The organism is Photobacterium sanguinicancri (genome assembly GCF_024346675.1).
Lineage (GTDB): Bacteria > Pseudomonadota > Gammaproteobacteria > Enterobacterales > Vibrionaceae > Photobacterium > Photobacterium sanguinicancri.
In genome coordinates this window covers 856,507-872,257 of record NZ_AP024850.1, presented here as the reverse complement: position 1 = coordinate 872,257, position 15,751 = coordinate 856,507, and the positions used below count along the sequence as shown (strand labels likewise).

15 protein-coding genes are annotated in these 15,751 nt (G+C 44.9%); all 15 read right to left on the bottom strand.

Going from position 1 to position 15,751, the window contains the following annotated elements:
• Positions 1-50 precede the first annotated feature (50 nt).
• The 15 genes from fliJ to OCU87_RS04280 all read right to left on the bottom strand — a co-directional run bounded on the left by fliJ (position 51) and on the right by OCU87_RS04280 (position 15,606).
• Positions 51-494 carry a flagellar export protein FliJ gene (fliJ, locus tag OCU87_RS04350; RefSeq protein ID WP_062688118.1) on the bottom strand — a complete coding sequence of 148 codons (444 nt, stop codon included), beginning with the start codon at positions 492-494 and terminating at the stop codon, positions 51-53.
• An 18-nt stretch (positions 495-512) separates the two neighbouring features.
• Entirely contained in the window at positions 513-1,835 is a 1,323-nt protein-coding gene (gene fliI, locus OCU87_RS04345; RefSeq protein ID WP_062688162.1) for a flagellar protein export ATPase FliI, read from the bottom strand.
• Positions 1,836-2,050: 215 nt separating this feature from the next.
• Positions 2,051-2,848 carry a flagellar assembly protein FliH gene (gene fliH, locus OCU87_RS04340; protein WP_094955866.1) on the bottom strand — a complete coding sequence of 266 codons (798 nt, stop codon included), beginning with the start codon at positions 2,846-2,848 and terminating at the stop codon, positions 2,051-2,053.
• A 61-nt stretch (positions 2,849-2,909) separates the two neighbouring features.
• A complete protein-coding gene (gene fliG, locus OCU87_RS04335) occupies positions 2,910-3,950 on the bottom strand; it encodes a flagellar motor switch protein FliG (protein ID WP_062688116.1) in 1,041 nt (346 codons plus the stop codon).
• A complete protein-coding gene (gene fliF / locus OCU87_RS04330; protein ID WP_261857891.1) occupies positions 3,943-5,694 on the bottom strand; it encodes a flagellar basal-body MS-ring/collar protein FliF in 1,752 nt (583 codons plus the stop codon). Before fliF ends, fliG begins: the two co-directional genes overlap by 8 nt.
• 15 nt (positions 5,695-5,709) lie before the next feature.
• Positions 5,710-6,021, bottom strand: coding sequence for a flagellar hook-basal body complex protein FliE (gene fliE, locus OCU87_RS04325; protein WP_062688113.1), 312 nt, complete (start codon positions 6,019-6,021; stop codon positions 5,710-5,712).
• 181 nt (positions 6,022-6,202) lie between these two features.
• Positions 6,203-7,615, bottom strand: coding sequence for a sigma-54-dependent transcriptional regulator (locus OCU87_RS04320; protein ID WP_261857890.1), 1,413 nt, complete (start codon positions 7,613-7,615; stop codon positions 6,203-6,205).
• The gene (locus tag OCU87_RS04315) at positions 7,616-8,686 is read right to left on the bottom strand and encodes a sensor histidine kinase (RefSeq protein WP_261857889.1); all 1,071 of its coding nucleotides are present in this window, start codon (positions 8,684-8,686) and stop codon (positions 7,616-7,618) included.
• A gap of 148 nt (positions 8,687-8,834) precedes the next feature.
• Positions 8,835-10,295, bottom strand: coding sequence for a sigma-54 dependent transcriptional regulator (locus tag OCU87_RS04310; protein WP_094955862.1), 1,461 nt, complete (start codon positions 10,293-10,295; stop codon positions 8,835-8,837).
• Between the two features lie 173 nt (positions 10,296-10,468).
• Positions 10,469-10,873 (bottom strand): flagellar export chaperone FliS, encoded by a 405-nt coding sequence (gene fliS / locus OCU87_RS04305; RefSeq protein ID WP_062688160.1) that lies wholly within the window; start codon positions 10,871-10,873, stop codon positions 10,469-10,471.
• A 17-nt stretch (positions 10,874-10,890) separates the two neighbouring features.
• Complete coding sequence (locus OCU87_RS04300; RefSeq protein ID WP_062688109.1) at positions 10,891-11,193, bottom strand: hypothetical protein; 303 nt, start codon at positions 11,191-11,193, stop codon at positions 10,891-10,893.
• Positions 11,194-11,227: 34 nt separating this feature from the next.
• The gene (gene fliD, locus OCU87_RS04295; protein WP_094955861.1) at positions 11,228-12,595 is read right to left on the bottom strand and encodes a flagellar filament capping protein FliD; all 1,368 of its coding nucleotides are present in this window, start codon (positions 12,593-12,595) and stop codon (positions 11,228-11,230) included.
• 23 nt (positions 12,596-12,618) lie between these two features.
• Entirely contained in the window at positions 12,619-13,056 is a 438-nt protein-coding gene (locus OCU87_RS04290; protein ID WP_062688106.1) for a flagellar protein FlaG, read from the bottom strand.
• A gap of 63 nt (positions 13,057-13,119) precedes the next feature.
• Entirely contained in the window at positions 13,120-14,235 is a 1,116-nt protein-coding gene (locus tag OCU87_RS04285) for a flagellin (protein WP_094955860.1), read from the bottom strand.
• A gap of 249 nt (positions 14,236-14,484) precedes the next feature.
• Positions 14,485-15,606: a flagellin gene (locus OCU87_RS04280; RefSeq protein ID WP_390960790.1), complete on the bottom strand. Its 1,122-nt coding sequence runs from the start codon at positions 15,604-15,606 to the stop codon at positions 14,485-14,487.
• Between the last annotated feature and the right edge of the window lie 145 nt (positions 15,607-15,751).

Below are 15,751 nucleotides of genomic sequence, written 5' to 3'. Positions count from 1 at the left end.
GAATAGTGCTCTTAATCGTCTATTCAAGCTATACACTCAACTCGTGATGATCAGCGTAAATGGCGACGAGCAAATTGTAAGGTTGAAAATTCATCCATCATTTTTTGCTCTTGTTTATCCAACATCTGTTGGCGTTCGGTTTGCTTTTTTTCTAGTAGCCACTCAATGGAGCGGCGCTTTTTTCTGACCTCTTGCCAGTATTCACTACAAGCATTCACTTGTTCGTCAAATTGCGCCCCTGCCATTCTCTGCTTCGCCAACGTTTCATCAAGCTGAGTAAGGAATTTTTGTAAGTGATTATAATTACTAGCGGTTAGGCCAGCCTGGCCTCGGCTGGAGAGTTGCTTACAATAATCTAAGCGATATTGTTCAATTTGCTGAAGTTGAACTAAATAGTTATCACGCTCATTACGGGCGTTATTTAGCGCTAAAGAAGCTTGGTGCTCATCTTCTTTGGCGCGTTCTAGGATAAGTTGTAAGGCACTGTTAGGCATAAACGATCAATTTTAAAATTATCCGCTGAGAGTACTTCTGAGCATATTGACACACATTTGGTACGGTACAGATTCTTTCATCTGCTGCTGCAAGTACATATCGAGTTTGGGCTTCAACAAGAAAGCTTGGTCAATGGCGGGATCAGTACCCGGTTTGTAAGCCCCTATCGACACTAAATCCTGGTTTTTACGGCAAATCGATAACACTTGGCGAACAGCTTTTGACATCAACATGTGCTCGTCATCGACAATGGCTGGCATAACACGGCTCACCGAACGCTCAACGTCAATCGCAGGGTAATGCCCTGCATCGGCCATTTCACGGGACAGTACTATGTGACCATCCAAAATCGCTCGCGAGGCATCGGCGATCGGATCTTGTAAGTCATCACCTTCCGTTAATACGGTGAAAAAAGCCGTAATAGACCCTTGGTTTTCATTGCCGTTACCAGCACGTTCTACCAAAGCAGGCAATTTAGCAAAGACCGATGGTGGATAACCTTTGGTTGCTGGAGGCTCACCCACAGATAAGGCTATTTCACGCTGCGCTTGGGCAAAACGCGTCAGCGAATCCATTAATAACAAAACATCTAACCCTTGGTCACGGAAGTATTCCGCAATCGTCAGGGCTGTCTGGCAACCTTTTAAGCGCATTAGTGGCGAAGCATCGGCAGGAGCCGCAACCACAACCGCACGCGCTCGTCCTTCCAGACCAAGAATTTCATCAATAAATTCTTTTACCTCACGACCACGTTCGCCGATCAAGCCAACCACCACAACCTGTGCAGTTGTACCTCGGGTCATCATGCCTAAAGTCACAGATTTACCCACACCAGAACCTGCAAATAAACCAATGCGTTGCCCTTTACCAACGGTTAATAATCCATTGATCGCTTTAAGGCCAACATCAAGCGGTTCTTTGATTGGCTTGCGTGATAAGGGGTTGATCGGTTCTGCATTAAAAGCGGCACGTTTCGCGGTGAAAATATCACCTAACCCATCAAGAGGATTACCCACGCCATCAATCACGCGGCCAAGCAGTTCCATTCCAACAGGAATGCCTGCGGCTTCTGTAATTGGCGTCACTTTTGCGCCCGGCATGATCCCAGCAAGTTGCTCGCTTGGCATCAAAAACAAGGTATCACCAGAGAAACCAACCACTTCGGCTTCCATTTCCCCTTTAAGCGTTTCCACTTTGCATAAGCTTCCAACAGGCGCACGACAGCCAATAGCCTCTAGTGTTAAACCAACCACACGAACTAATCGTCCTGAGGCAACAGGCCGAGTGGCTAAGCCTTTTGTTTTATACTTAGCTAGCTTTTCCGATAAATTAGGGGAAATATGAGCGGGCGTGACAGGTGTTGAAACAAGTGCTGCGTCAGTTTGCGGCTCAGCACTTTGTAGATCGCTGCTTTGTGGATTGGTACTTTGTAGATCCGAGCTTTGTTGATCAAAGCCTTGCTGGTTTTCTTCCACTTGACCAGTAACGCCAGCTTGATGTGGTAAAGGCTGTTGCGGATCATCCGTTAGCGGATGCTCAGAGTAAGGTGATGACATTACTCACCACCATGTTGTTTATTTACACCTTGAAATTGCTCTAATAGCTGGCGAATGCGATCGTCCATAAAGAAATCGACATTAGAGTCACCAGACTGAACATGAAGATCACCACGGTTCATGGCTGGCTCAGCTTGTAGCTTCCATTGGCGATCGGCAAGATCATCTTCGTTATAGGCATCACGTACAATTGCGAGATCATCAGGGTGTAGTTGTAAGGTAATCGTACGCCCTGCCATTGGTAATTCGGCAATCACTTCACGTACGGTTTGTAAGATCACTTGTGGGTTAGTTTGCACTTCAACTCGGATCAGCTCTTTCGCCAAACTGGTGACCATGGCAACCATTTGATTTTCAACTTCACCGTCAAGTTGTTGTAACGGCGTCGCTAGCTGTTCAGCCAGTTTCACCAAGGCTGCAACATGGGCTGATATTTCAGTTTGGCCTTGTTGGAGACCTTCGGCGTGGCCTTGCTCTCGGCCTTCAAGTAAACCTGATTCAAGCCCTTCTTGCTTGCCGATGTCAAAACCTTCAGCATGACCTGAGGTGCGCCCTTCGGTTAATCCTTCTTCATAAGCCGATTGGCGAATGTCGTCTAAATCTGCCGCGGTTAATGGCGGAGGACCAGGCTCTTCTTCTGGCTCTAATGGTTCAGGTTCCCACTGCGGATCATAGTTCATCGCGTTATCACGCGGCTCTAACTGTTCCTCGGCATAATCGGGAAACGCCCAGCGCTCGAGTTCTTGTGCTTGATGCTCTGAAACACGCATAAATCCACGACGGCGATCAGTGCTCATTAAATACTCCGCCTTGTTGGATTCCAGCTAGATTATTGATTAGATAGCTACGGTTCATCACTTATAAGAACTCATCACCACCACCACCCGACAGCATCAGCTCTCCAGCATCAGCGAGGCGACGAGCGATAGATAGAATTTCTTTTTGTGCCGATTCTACATCTGCCACACGAATTGGTCCCATGGCTTCAAGGTCGTCTTGCAGCATTTCAGCTGCACGCTTCGACATGTTACGTAAGATTTTATCACGCAGCAGATCATCAGCCCCTTTAAGGGCTTTTTGCAGTAGCTCTTGTGGAACATCGCGTAGCAAGGCTTGAATACCACGATCGTCAACTTCTGCAAGGTTATCAAACACAAACATCAAGTCTTGGATTTGGGTTGCCATGTCTTCATCATTATCGCGAATTTGATCCATCAACAAACCTTCAACATTGTTGTCGAGGTAGTTCATGATTTCTGCCGCTGCTTTCAAGCCGCCAATTTTCGCTGCTTGCGCACCCGCTTGACCCGCAAATTGTTTCTCCATGATGTCGTTTAGCTCGTGCAATGCTGCTGGCTGAACTTCTTCAAGGTTGGCAATACGCATCATAAGATCAAGGCGAACACGTTCAGGGAACTGGGCTAATATTTCGGCTGACTGTTCAGGCTCTAAATACGACAGTACAATCGTTTGGATCTGTGGGTGCTCGTTTAAGATGATACTTGCCACCTGACGAGGGTCCATCCATTTCAAAGAGTCCAAACCTCGAGAACCACTGCCCATAAGGATCTGATCGACCAAGTTATTGGCTTTATCTTCACCCAGTGCTGCTACCAAGGCATTTCGTACGAAGTCTTCGCTACCCATACCAATACTGGTGTATTTTTGGATATCTTCTAGAAAATTACGATGAACGGCAGACAGTTTTTCTTGGCTTAAATCGTTCATGCTCGCCATGATGCCACCAACACGCTGAACCTGTTTGGGTTCAAAATGACGGATGATGCTTGCTGCATCTTGCTCACTTAAACTAAGCAATAAAATCGCGGCTTTTTCAGTACCTGATAAGCTGGTTACATCAAACTTTTTTTCATCTATTTTGTCAGCTTCATCAGCCATCTTCATTTACCCACGTTTTCACGACCTGCGCCGCAAGATCTGGTTCATTCGCCACTAAGGCACGAACGGCTTTCAGTAAGTCTTCATCTTTGTGCAAGTTCGGTAAATCTAATCCACTACTGCTGAGATCAAAACCATCACTACCATCTAAATCAGAACCAATAAGGCCTAGGCCATCGCTATCCCGATTAATGATAGGTAAACCATGTTCATCCAATGGCGTGCCATCTTCAGATTGGTTCGGGTACAGCAGCTTACGCATAGCAGGACGAACCAGCGTCATCAATACCACGATGATCACCAGTGCCGCAGCTAGCCAGCGTACCCATGTATTAAAGTTTTCGTGTTCCCAGATAGGAAGATCGGCCAATACAGGTTGTTCAGGGAGCGCAAACGGTACTGAAATGACTTCTAGCATGTCACCACGGTACTCAGCGAAACCAACGCCACCCATTAGCAAACGACGAATTTTTTGTAATTCAGCTTCACTAACGGGGACTCGTGTCACCTCACCCGTTTCTGGATTGGTGACATTTTTGTAATCAACTGCCACAGAAACGGTTTGTCGGCTAATAACCCCCGTTTGAGCACGTTTATGGCTGATGGTGGTATCAAGCTCAAAGTTACGCGTGGCTTCACGGTGTACTTTGCCATTGTTCGATCCCTTGCCACTCTGTAAATCACGTACATCCTGAGGGATAGACGCATCAGCAGGCGGTTGGTTACTCAGAGCACCTGGAATACCAGCAACAATATTACCGTTATTGTAATCTTCTAATGTGTATTCGCTACGCGTTGATGGCGTTGAGGGGTCGAATTTTTTCCGTGTTTCTTCTATCGCACTAAAATCGAGAGATACATCCACCTGTGAGGTGTAGTTACCCAGACCTAAAACAGGAATTAAGATAGAGTCGATCTTGTCACGTAGCGCTCTTTCTTGCTTTTGTTCGTGCTCGTATTCTTTACGTTTAGCCGTTGCCGATGGGTCTTCGGTACCTGAACTCAGTAAACGACCATGTTGATCGGTCACCGTAACACGTGTTGGCTTAAGGCTTGGTACAGCCGTCGCTACCATGTCAACGATCGAATCGACTTCTTGCTGGCCCAGAGACGTATTCGATGACAAGGTCAAAAATACCGTCGCCGTTGCTTCTTGATTATGACGCACAAATACACTTTGTTTTGGCATCGCTAATAAGATTTGAGCTTTACGGACATGGCGAATTTGTTCAATGGCTCGCGCAAGTTGACGCTCACGACTTAATTTCAATCGTTCTTGTTCTAACCGTTGCGATACACCAAATCCCATATCTTGCAGCAGAATATCGTCACCTTCGGCCACTGCGTTATTAAGCCCGGCACGAGAAAGCTCAAGCTTAACGGAGGCATAGTTATCACTTTGCACTCGGATCGTATTGCCATCCAGTACATAAGGAATTTTTTGCTGATCAAAATGGTCAAGAATTGGGATCAATTCTTCAGTCTGATAGGTGCCGAGTGGACGCATTTCAGGCTCTTTAATCCACATCACGACCATCACGATCAACGAAACGCAAATCGCAACTGATAAGACAAGGATCACCTGACGCAGCAAATCGAGGTTGCCGAGTAGACCGTCAACCTTGGAAGCGCTTTTCGCCTCTAAATCTGGATTTTGTAGTTCAAGATCACCCTCTGCTGAAACAACCGCTGAGCTACTATTGCCAGCGAGTGCCAGATCGTGATTTTGTGATTGTTCAGACACGAATTAATTCCCGAATTAAACTGGCATATTCATCATTTCTTTATACGTTTCCACCAGCTTATTACGCACTTGTACGGTTGCTTCAAAAGCAACGCTGGATTTATTCCGGGCTATCATTACGTCGGAAAGGCTAACACTACGGTCGCCTTGATCAAAACGAGTCTGTAACGCACTCGACTCACCTTGCAGTTGGTTTACCGATTTAATGGCATCGCCAAGTAAATCACCAAAATCAGCATTCACTTGCTGAGCTGTCGCAGGACGTGTTGTGTTCTGCGCTTCTAATGCCATGGTTTGCATTTCAGATTGAAGACCACTGATTTTCATTCGCTACCTCATGGCTCTCTCCCACTAAGATGACATAATCACATCTAAGGATAATGAGAGAGTAGTAATTATATTGATTGTGTTTGCCATTATATTGACAGAGCGATTTATTAGCACGCATTTCAGACAATAAAACATCAAACGTCATGCCATTGCACCTGCTTTGCTAACTAGGTCGCTCTTACAATGGGATTTCGATACCTGCATCACGCATTTTCGCCAATTTATAGCGAAGCGTTCGTGGGCTGATCCCCAATTGCTCGGCAACCTCTTTTCGGCGACCTTCGCACGCATGAATCGTATCAAGAATGATGGCAAACTCTTGTTCCCGCAACTCATTGCCCAAGCCTTCACGGCCATTATTACCTGAACTTGCCACATTATTCATAGGAGCAGGCTGTGCAACAGGGCTGACTGTTGGGGCTAACGCGTTATCGTACGCGGGTTGGATACTACATGCATCAAGCCAGTCTAAACTTTCTAGCAAAATGGCATCAGCATCAATCTGTGGACCATTCGCTAAAATCATTGCTCGCTGGATAACATTATCAAGCTCTCGCACATTACCAGGCCATTGATACTCCAATAACTTCTGCTGAGCTTGAACAGTAAATGTTGGTACAGCATTACCTTGTTTAACGCAATGACGCTCTAGTAAATGTTTCGCTAATGGCAAAATATCCCCAGTACGTTCAGCCAGCGAAGGCCAAACTAATGGGAATACATTCAAGCGATAGTATAAGTCTTCACGGAAGTTACCTTCAGACACATACTGTTTTAAATCACGGTTACTGGTTGCCAATACGCGTACATCCAGCTTAATGCTCTTACGGCTACCTAAACGCTCAACCTCTCGTTCTTGCAATACACGTAATAATTTAACTTGCAGGTTCAGGTCCATTTCGCTGATTTCATCCAGCAAAATAGTTCCACCTTGTGCTTGTTCAAATTTACCAGGGCAAGCTTGAATTGCCCCCGTGAACGCCCCTTTTTCATAGCCAAATAAAGTCGCTTCCAGCATATTGTCCGGAATCGCAGCACAGTTAATGGCGACAAATGGTTTGGTGTTTCGATGAGATTGCTGATGAATATAGCGAGACATCACTTCCTTACCTGAGCCACTTGGGCCAAGTACCATTACGCTGGCATCAGTTTTAGCGACTTTATCGGCTAACGCTAACAACTTTAAACTTTTTTCATCAGCCACAATCGCTTGGCTGCTTTCCATTTTGACGGGCGCGTAACGGCTCACCATATTAAGCAAAACTTCAGGCGCAAATGGCTTTGCCATGTAATCGATAGCACCTTCTTTCATCGCCGCAACAGCATCTTCAATATTGGCGTACGCTGTCATTAGCAACACTGGGATTTTAGGCCAATGTTGTTTGATATTACGCAGTAAACCTAAGCCATCCATGCCTGCCATTTGTACGTCTGAAACCACAATATCTACCGACTCAGATTTCAATAACAAAAGCGCTTGTTCTGCACTATCTGCCTCTATCCATTGATACCCTGCAAGGGCCAATGTATCGACGAGTGCTTCACGCAGACCTTCATCATCTTCTACAACTAAGACTCGGCTTGTGTTCATTTATAATTCTCCCATTGGGGTATTTTCAGCGTACTGAGCAACATGGTCACTCTCTGTGGCAACGGTGTCTGCCATTGGCAATGAAACAGTGAAACATGCCCCTTGTCCCTCTTCCGACACTAACGAAAGGCGACCTTTATGTGCTTTAGTCACCATTTGAACCACGGCAAGACCAAGGCCTGTACCTTGTTGGCGAGTGGTAAAAAAGGGCTCTAATATTTTGGCTTGCATGTCAGGTGCAATGCCAGGTCCATTATCAATCACACTTAGGTGGATCTGATCTTGGCTCGATTGACATACTAAGGAAACTTGGCTTTCTTTGCCCGCAATTTGGATCGCGTTGGTGATCAAGTTACTTAACGCACTCGCAAGGGCGTTAGCGTTGCCTAAGATCAGTAAACTTTCGTCATCACAATCAATACTAAAATCAATTTTCTGGGCAAGAACCTGCGCTTCAACCATAGGTTCAAGCTCATTGAGTAAAGCTTCTAATGTAAACTGCGCGACGACTTTGTTATCACCACCTTTGGCAAATAACAGCATGTCATTCACTTGCTTTTCAAGATCGTGTAAACGATCCACCAACTTGGTTTGAAAGCGATCACGAGTTTGTTCATTCAAATTCGGTGATGACAAGTTAGATGCGTAAAGCATGGCACTCGATAACGGTGTACGTACTTGGTGAGCAAGCGATGCAACCATACGCCCTAATGACGACATGCGCTGCATATCACCGATACGAGATTGCAGTAACCGTGTTTCTGTCATATCGGTGATCAGAATAAGTTGCCCGGCATCGGACGCTGAAATCGCAAGCTTTACTTTACGACCATTACGTAAAGAAACTTCATGTCCATCATCTTCTTTCGGTGAAAAGGCACGTTGTATCACATCAAACCAACGTTCACCCGCTAACGGGGTGTCTAATAAGCGCTGTGCTTCAGGATTCGCTTCGCAAACACATCCCATAGGGTCTAACAAGATCACACCTGCAGGCAAGACATCCAATACTTGCTTATAACGACTGACCTGTTGACTCAAAGAGCCTAGTGGTGATTCTTGTTGATCCATACGTAATTTGATTCAGCTCGAAATAATTTAACACTTAACCCTATTAAGCATATTTCGTGCCAATAAAAAACGTTGATTTTCAATGAATTGAGCTTTATAGGAAGGTAATAACGCGCGTCATAAAAATGACACGCGATTTTTAACTCGATTAGCTGGCTTTGTTTAAGCCATATTTGCGCATTTTTTCAACAAGTGTTGTACGACGCATACCTAACATGTCGGCAGCACGTGCAACAACCGCACCTTGAGCGTCAAGCGCTTGACGTATCATGTCAATTTCAAGTTCAGCAAGCATCTCTTTAAGGTTAAGTCCTTCAGGAGGTAGATCACTAAACGCGGCATTGTCATCGTGAGACTCATCTTCAAATGAAGAGGCAAACATATCGGCTAAGGCTGCACGCTCCTGATCTTCTACCGACAAGAAGTTATTATCTTCTGGTTGGAAGTCAGGTAACTCGCTGTAACGATATTTCATCGGTAGATGATTCACATCCACCATTTCACCTGGGTACAAAATAATTAAGCGTTCAACTAAGTTGGCTAGTTCACGCACATTGCCCGGCCAATCATGTTCCATTAAGGAATTAATGGCACGGGGTGTAAAGTGAATAGGCTTAGCCCCTTCAGCTTCCATACGCGCCAGTAACTCTTGTAATAATAATGGCGTATCTTCGATACGTTCACGTAACGCTGGCATTTCGATTGGGAAGACATTGAGACGATAATACAAATCTTCACGGAACTGATTCGCAGTTATCATCTCGTCTAAGTTACGGTGAGTCGCCGCTACAATGCGCACGTTAACTTTAATCGTTTGGTTACCACCAACGCGTTCAAAGCTACGCTCTTGCAGTACGCGCAGTAACTTCACTTGCATCGACATTGGCATATCACCAATCTCATCAAGGAATAATGTACCGCCATCCGCTAATTCAAAACGGCCCTTACGTGAAGCTATCGCTCCAGTAAACGCCCCTTTTTCATGGCCAAACAGTTCGCTTTCAAGTAAATCAGGTGGAATTGCGCCACAGTTTACAGGGACGAATGGGCCTTTACCGCGAGATGAATGGTAATGGATGTTACGAGCAACAACTTCTTTACCCGTACCAGACTCACCTAAAATCAAGACACTCGCATCTGTTGCTGAAACTTGTTCAGTCAGATGACGCACTTGGCTGATGCTTTCACTGCGACCAACCATGCTACGGAATAAGGTGTTTTTCCTACCAAGCTGAGGGACATGGAAGCTACGCTTACCAAGAAACTCTTGGCAATGGCGTAACGCATCTGTCAGCTGAGGATAATGAAGCGGTAATTCAAGTTCACCCACATAGTTTGAGAGGCCTGCGACTTCACTATTATGTGTTGATAATGCGATCACTGGAATGTGATGGTGAATTTGAAGAAAATCCAAAATCTTGGTCAGCGCAATTGGCGAGCTAATTTTACCAAGTAAACACGCTCCCCAGGCTTGATCTAAAAGTGAACTGTGCACTTCACCTGTTGAGACGGCTTCATGCTGTTCACCCACAAAATTTAAAATGACACTTAAGTCATGTCGGTGCTGCAAATCGTCATCAATAACGAGAGTTTTAGCTAAGCCTTGCATAGGTCTAACTGCCTGCCTTTATGGGGGATTTTATTTTGTGGCGTATTCTAAAAAGGAACAGCTACCAAAATTCATAACTGCCTATTGTAATAAATGCACAGCAGATGGCAACTGGGGACGACAAAAACCTGTGACCCCAGTACAAACCAGAAGTAATTTTGCGAGGTGGTTGCTTAATTATCAAGCTGTGTCATTGAATGAAATTCAGTTGGGATCTGATCCCAAGCAGATTTTATCTCTCGAAGAATATCAACAACGTCGTCCAGTTTTTCAGGTTCGTTGTTTTGATTGGCGGTAGAGATCTGATGAATCATAAAGTCATATAGTGAATCAAGGTTGGTCGCAATTTCACCACCATCTTCCATTGATAAACAGCCTCGTAGGCTTATGACGATGTCCAATGCCTTACCTAAACGCTCACCTTTCACAGCAATAGAGCCTTGCTGCATGGCTGCTTTACCTTGAATTAAACGCTCGATAGCACCAGCCATAAGCATTTGTACCACACGGTGTGGGGTCGCTGATGTTAGCTGGCTATCAACGGATACACGTTTATAAGCCTGAAGAGAGCCTCTCATTGCCATGATTACTTACCTTACCGAAATTTATTATAAATCTGCATCGAGCGTTGCCCGTGCTGGAGTCGTTTAAGTTGGCCGGCGGATCTGTCCCTGTGGTAACGGATCTGCTCAAGCAACAACGATGTTCTTTCTACGGCAGCTTGCCATTGTGGTTTATTCAACCGTTCTGGGTGCGCCATTAATTCTTGTAGCAACACTTCACGTTGCTGTAATAACTGCTGCAGCTGCTCAGAATCAACCTCTGTTTCTGTTGCCAACTCGGTGTTTGTTGCCAATAAGGCGGCTAACTTTTCATCTAGCTGATCTAATTGCTGCATACTGAAATCTCTTTATCACGACACCAAAGTCACTTTACTGTGGCATCATACTCATCATTGAACCAAATTGACTCTGCATTTTACCCATCGCATTATCCATTGCCGCAAACTGATCAAAGGTTCGCTTTTGCACACTGTCCATGCGTCGATCTAACTTGTCTTGATCGTTATTAAGATCTAACACTTGGTCATTTAAGCTATTTTCACGGCTACGAATACTGCCAGTGATCCCTGTATGAGCGTGGATCAACTCTTCTATTTTACGAGCAAAACCGTTTCGCCCACCAAGAAACTCACCCACATCACTGAAGTTCTTATCTAAGTGCTTATCAAGCACTTTGTAATCAATTTCTAAGCTACCTTCAAGGGTGGTCTTGATCCCAAGCTCACTCAACGTTGACAGTGATTCAGGTGCCTTTTCTAGCGGCGTTGAAAATGCAGCACGCAATTGATTATTTGAAATACGAACGATGCTGTCACCCACTAATGGGCCTTTTTCTTGGCTTTGCGGATCAAATTTCGCGAGCCGTTCAGACGTATTCTCAAATTGGTTATAAGCTTGAACAAACTGCTCGATTGCGCCTCTAACGGAGTCACGATCGTAAGCGACTTCAACCACTACGGGTTTAACATCGATACCATCCGTCACTTTTTCTAAATTGAGATCGACCCCTTTAATCGCATCTTCAATCACATTGTTTTGGCTAGTGACAACCGCTAAGCCATCAATCAACACTCTAGAGTCTTTTGCTACCTGCATTTCACTCATCGAGTTCAATTCATTATTAGGATTAAACCCAAACTTCTGCAGCGTGCTCGTAATGGGAGCATCAACCCTGACCTTAATAGTGTTATCTTCACCGGGTTTATCCGATGATAAGACTAAGCGAGTACCTACATCATCTTTAATTAACGACGCCATCACCCCAGTATTGGCGGGGTGGCGATTAATATGGCGAACCACATCTAAGGCTTTACTTTCGTCTTCTGGTATCTCTACATTGAAATGCTTACCGCCAAGGGCGATGGATAGTTTACCCGCACCTAATTTGTCTTTTTCATCAAATGAGCCTGAGACAATTTTATGGGACTGTGCGAGTTGCTGCACATCAATGGTGTATTTACCAGGAATAGCGTCCGCATCAACCGATGGGTTAAGTACTTCATCGTTATCAACGGTGACCATACGCGCAGAGAAGGCATCATTACGGCGAAAGTCTGCCATCATGTTTTTCATGCCATCAAGGGAGCTTTTGAGTTGCCCGTAGGCACTGATAGTGGTGCTGATTTGTCCGCGTTGTTCATTGATCCGCGCTTCTTTCGGGGCACGCTCAGAATCAACAATTTTATTCACCATCGTGTTGATATCAAGGCCAGACGCCGTTGCGGAACCAATATTCATTTACATCCTCGAACGAATCAAATTTAAACTTGGGTGGTAAACAATCCCCCAGAGTGTGTTGCTAACTGACGAGATAGTGACAATAAATCTTCATCAGGGATCTGCCTGACAATTTCACCGCTTTTTTTATCGTAAACGGTAATAATTTGCCGACCAGAGTCTTCGTCTAAGCGAAATGCTAGCCCTTTATTTAAAGTACCAACAAACTCTTCGATGCTCTCAACCATTTTTGCCAATTCTTGCTGTTGAATTTGTTGTTTTTCTTCAAGCGAAACGGTTTGTTCCACACGGCGAACATCAGTTTTGCCTTGATCGCTACTTTTTACAGCTTGCTCTTGGTGTCTTGATTGAGAAAGTGGTGTTGTGCTGCCAGATTTATCTGCAACATTCGTGCCAGATGAGGAGTGTTGCGAAGAAGTGGATGAAGGCAGCTGAGATATAGCAACGGGTTTTATTTCCATTATCTATTACCTTCCAGTAAACAGAAAAACGGCAAGGTCTTCACCTTGCCGTCTTATCAGCGATTAACCTAATAGGCTAAGTGCCGCTTGTGGCGTTTGTTTCGCTTGCGCCAAGATAGACGTAGAAGCTTGAGAAAGAATCTGGTTCTTCGTCATTTCAGTCGTTTCTTTCGCGAAGTCTGTATCACGGATACGGCTGTTAGATGCCGATACGTTCTCATTAACGTTATTCAAGTTGTTAATGGTGTGGTTCAAACGGTTTTGCGAAGCACCAAGCTCTGCACGGTTTGAATCAACGTATTTTAGGGCGTTATCAATAAGTGCTACCGCTTTTTGTGCGCCTGCAACATTTTGAATATCAACATCTTGGATTGTTTCTTTCGTACCAGCGCCACTTGTTAGGCCTAGGGATGTACCAACACCACCAGCAAATGTGACTGACTCACCAGCAGCAGAAACAACTTGTAGTTTACCGTCGTCACCTACTGATGCGTTGATACCATCAACTGCACCGTTAATTTTGGTTGCAAGCTCTTCGATATCGTCGCCAGCTTTAACGTTAACATCGATAGTTGCGCCACCATTAACTTTAATTGTTAATGATGAACCTGTTTTCACTTCCCAGCCAGCAGAAGCGCCATTGGTAGCAGTATGAACTTGGCCACCCATTTTTGATTCATCAGCACGAACGTTTTTAATTTCCATTTGTACGGCTTCACCTGAATCCGCACCCACTTGGAAAGAACGCGTGTTAAACGTACCATTAAGCAGTTTAGTACCACCGAAAGACGTGGTTTCTGCGATACGGTTAAGTTCGTCTTGAAGTGCTGTGACCTCACCTTGCATTGACTCACGGTCTTCTGCAGAGTTTGAGCCGTTTGAAGACTGTAGAGACAAGTCACGCATACGCTGTAGGATGCTAGTTGTTTCTTGCATTGAACCTTCAGCGGTTTGCGCCATTGAAATACCATCGTTAGCATTTCGTACTGCAACATCTAGGCCGCGGCTTTGAGTCATCAAACGGTTGGAGATTTGAAGACCAGCAGCATCATCTTTCGCACTGTTGATCTTACTACCAGTCGCAAGACGTTCCATTGATTTGCCAGACGCTTCAGACGCTTGGTTTAAATAACGCTGAGCGGTCATTGCAGAAACGTTAGTATTTACTGTAACTGCCATAATGTATCTCCTTACTTATTCAGAATGGCTTGACCAGCCCAGCCGGCAAAACCTTTATAATCTTTATTCAAGAGTTGTAACGGCATGGTTTCGAAAACCTTTAAGTTTTTTTTTGAAAAATAAGAAAAAAGGCCAACCACCAAAGGCAATGAATTATGGAAATAGGATAAATGCAGAAAAAAGCACGTAACTACAGCAAAAAAAACGGCAAGAGGAAACCTCTTGCCGTTTAGTAAAATGTGATTTGGTTTATTGAAGTAACGTCATTGCCGCTTGAGGTACTTGTTTTGCTTGCGCAAGAATAGACGTACTTGCTTGTTGCAAGATCTGACTCTTCGTCATCTCTGTTGTTTCTTTGGCAAAATCAGTATCACGAATTCGACTATTCGACTGAGATACGTTTTCAGATACGTTAGCCAAGTTATTAATAGTGTGGCCAAGGCGGTTCTGTTTCGCACCTAAATCAGCTCGTTGGCTATCAATATATTTAAGCGCAGCATCGATAACACTGACCGCAGATTGCGCGCCCCCTACGGACTTAACATCCACTTCTTGCACTGTGGTTAAAGTACTTGTGGCACCTGCAGCAAAGATATCAGCAGCAGCACCCGCGGCATCAACACCTTGCGCTAGTTTCGTTGTACCATCAATTTCAATACTGCCTTCGTCAGAGAAGATTTGTAGCTTACCTTCTTCCGTTACCGATGCATTAACGCGACCGTTAGACTGACCATTGATGCGTGTTGCCACTTCTTCAATATCATCGCCTTCGATAAGGTCGATCGAAATAGACGGCGAAGCCTCACCATCAATCTTAATTTTCATGACGTTACTTGAACCCGCAGTCCAAGTAGGCTCTGCCATACCGGTTGCCACTACCTTCTGGCCACCCATATCAGTATGGTCGGCACGCACACTAGTGATACCCATAATAATAGCTTCACCAGAATCAGAACCAATTTGGAATGCAGCTTCACCAAATGTACCGTTCAATAGCTTACGGCCACCAAAGGCAGTCGTTTCAGCAATACGGTTAAGTTCATCTTGCAGTGCAGAAACTTCTTCTTGCATTGCAACACGATCATCGTCCGAGTTTGCGCCGTTCGATGATTGAAGGGATAAGTCACGCATACGTTGCAGGATGCTGGTTGACTCTTGCATCGCGCCTTCAGCAGTTTGAGCAATCGAAATACCGTCGTTAGCATTACGCATTGCAACGTTTAGGCCGCGTGTTTGCGCCACTAAGCGATTAGAAATCTGCAAACCAGCAGCATCATCTTTTGCACTATTGATCTTCTCACCTGTCGATAAGCGTTCCATTGAACGACCAAGATCTTCTGATGCCTTGTTCAGGTAACGCTGCGCAGTCATGGCAGACACGTTGGTGTTTACGGTTACACCCATTTTGCTCTCCTTTGACTTTCGCTGTCTTCAGCGAAACAGCCTACCCGCAACAGTCAATCCAAAAGACAATGAAGCGGGACTAGCTATCTAATATCATTAAATTATCGGCAAT

Coding starts and splice junctions, on each gene's coding strand:
- fliJ (WP_062688118.1), bottom strand. CDS start 494: ATGCCTAACAGTGCCTTACAACTTATCCTAGAACGCGCCAAAGAAGAT.
- fliH (WP_094955866.1), bottom strand. CDS start 2,848: ATGAGCACTGATCGCCGTCGTGGATTTATGCGTGTTTCAGAGCATCAA.
- fliG (WP_062688116.1), bottom strand. CDS start 3,950: ATGGCTGATGAAGCTGACAAAATAGATGAAAAAAAGTTTGATGTAACC.
- fliE (WP_062688113.1), bottom strand. CDS start 6,021: ATGAAAATCAGTGGTCTTCAATCTGAAATGCAAACCATGGCATTAGAA.
- OCU87_RS04320 (WP_261857890.1), bottom strand. CDS start 7,615: ATGAACACAAGCCGAGTCTTAGTTGTAGAAGATGATGAAGGTCTGCGT.
- OCU87_RS04315 (WP_261857889.1), bottom strand. CDS start 8,686: ATGGATCAACAAGAATCACCACTAGGCTCTTTGAGTCAACAGGTCAGT.
- OCU87_RS04310 (WP_094955862.1), bottom strand. CDS start 10,295: ATGCAAGGCTTAGCTAAAACTCTCGTTATTGATGACGATTTGCAGCAC.
- fliS (WP_062688160.1), bottom strand. CDS start 10,873: ATGAGAGGCTCTCTTCAGGCTTATAAACGTGTATCCGTTGATAGCCAG.
- OCU87_RS04300 (WP_062688109.1), bottom strand. CDS start 11,193: ATGCAGCAATTAGATCAGCTAGATGAAAAGTTAGCCGCCTTATTGGCA.
- fliD (WP_094955861.1), bottom strand. CDS start 12,595: ATGAATATTGGTTCCGCAACGGCGTCTGGCCTTGATATCAACACGATG.
- OCU87_RS04290 (WP_062688106.1), bottom strand. CDS start 13,056: ATGGAAATAAAACCCGTTGCTATATCTCAGCTGCCTTCATCCACTTCT.
- OCU87_RS04285 (WP_094955860.1), bottom strand. CDS start 14,235: ATGGCAGTTACAGTAAATACTAACGTTTCTGCAATGACCGCTCAGCGT.
- OCU87_RS04280 (WP_390960790.1), bottom strand. CDS start 15,606: ATGACTGCGCAGCGTTACCTGAACAAGGCATCAGAAGATCTTGGTCGT.